Below are 1741 nucleotides of genomic sequence, written 5' to 3' on the forward strand. Positions count from 1 at the left end.
CACATTAGGCGAGCTATCCTGTAGGTCGGCCAGTGAGAACCGCGTTCCTTCAGCGTTGTCTGGGATATGGATTTCGTTTCGGGATTGCCACACCGCTCCCGTTTCAAACTCTACTGAGAACCGCTTATCGAGAGGCGAGGCCCAACCACAAGTCGAGCCACCATTTAACGTCAACGATACGATGGCAGTGATCACAATGGCGATGGCTCGGGACTTGCCGGCGCATTTGCATGAGTGGAGTCTTTTCCCTGTAACATTAGCGAAGAGGTGCTCCAGTTATAAACAATCCGCATGATGTCGGAGGTTCATGAGATAAGCAAACTAGGAAGAATAGTTGGAATTGTCGATCATGAAGCTCCTCTCGTCCTCTTATCTCACCGAACGTGCGACGATTGCTTCGCCATAAGGACAGCCAGGCGCTGCTGAAGGGTCGGAAGGTCGCTGAGAATCTCGATGCGTCGTGCCGCCTCAGGAAGACTTAGGGACTGCGCACCGGCACCTCCAATCAGTATGGTTTGACGCGGAGTCATGAGATCGCAAAGCGTTGCGATCCAGGAAGACCATTCATGTGCCGGGGTCGGTGTAGTTACTGACAGCAGCACAACGTTCGGGTCGATCTGCCGGCAAAATATCGCCAATTGGTCGATAGGCGTATTAGCCCCGAGATAGTAGGTCTGACACCCGCGCGAGGCACAAATATAAGCGGCCGCTTGAGCCCCTACCTCATGAAACTCGCCCACCGGACATGCCACAACCACGCTCAGTCCTTTGTCATGCACCGGAAGGTGGCTCATGGCCGCGAACAGTTTTTGGCGAACCTGATTAGTCACGTAATGTTCGACCGCCACGTTGAGTCGCCCGTCATGCCATAATTGGCCGACCCGAATTTGCAGCGGTAGCAGGATGCCGTACAAGGCCTCCTCAAATGGAATGACCGCCACCGCTCCATTAAGTCGACGTTCAAAAGATTCGCGTCTTAGCGGATCGAGCAACTTAATCAGCTCGTTCAAGAGCCGCTCGTAAGGTCCACTTTCGGATGGTTCCGTCACGGCAGACCGAGCCGCTTCCGCTACGAGTCGTTCTCGGCCAGTCGCGACTAGATCTCCGATTGACTGCCCTTTATCCATCTGAGCTTTCACATACCGCAGAAGCGCCACTTCATCATCAGTGTATGTCCGATAACGGTTTGCGCTACGCAAAGGTTTGACAATTCCATACCGCCGCTCCCAAGCCCGTATGACATCCTTGGAAAGTCCTGTCAATTTTGCAACCCTATGTATTCTATGTACATTCATAATTGAAACAAGTATAGCCACATGCCCAATGTTTGTCAAAGTTTTATTCTAATAACACTTGACACACTCGCATATTATGCACTACATTTGACACAACATTGGACAAATGAAGTGAGTGGAGGTGCACCATGTCAATACTTGATCGTACCAACCAACTCTCCCAAGCCGCTCCACTAGGTCAAGACGGCTGCCGAAGGTGCGGCGGGCTGATGGTGCCGGAGGTATTTCCAGAGCTGAATCTCAAACGGTTTAAAGTGACAGCGGAACGGTGTGTTCTTTGTGGAGAAATCATTGATTCCGTGATCCTGAAGAATCGGGTGCGCTGCCCAAGCAGGGTGGAGACAGAGCAAGACGTTCAGCAATGGCGCCTGTAGGTCGAATCCCGCGTTCCAAATGCGGGCATGTCATGTAATGAGGAGGATACGATGGTCATGCACATTATTATT

The 1741-nt window shown here is 51.8% G+C and carries 2 protein-coding genes; one reads left to right on the top strand and one right to left on the bottom strand.

What is annotated here, in order from left to right; translation table 11 throughout:
• Positions 1 to 374: 374 nt before the first annotated feature.
• Positions 375 to 1295, bottom strand: coding sequence for a MerR family transcriptional regulator (locus ACOSYY_RS17545; protein ID WP_421664125.1), 921 nt, complete (start codon positions 1293 to 1295; stop codon positions 375 to 377).
• 128 nt (positions 1296 to 1423) lie between these two features.
• Between ACOSYY_RS17545 and ACOSYY_RS17550 the strand changes: the two genes are divergently transcribed.
• Positions 1424 to 1669, top strand: a complete 246-nt coding sequence (locus ACOSYY_RS17550; RefSeq protein WP_421664126.1) for a hypothetical protein — start codon at positions 1424 to 1426, stop codon at positions 1667 to 1669.
• Positions 1670 to 1741: the final 72 nt, after the last annotated feature.

This window comes from Nitrospira sp. BLG_2 (assembly GCF_049222245.1).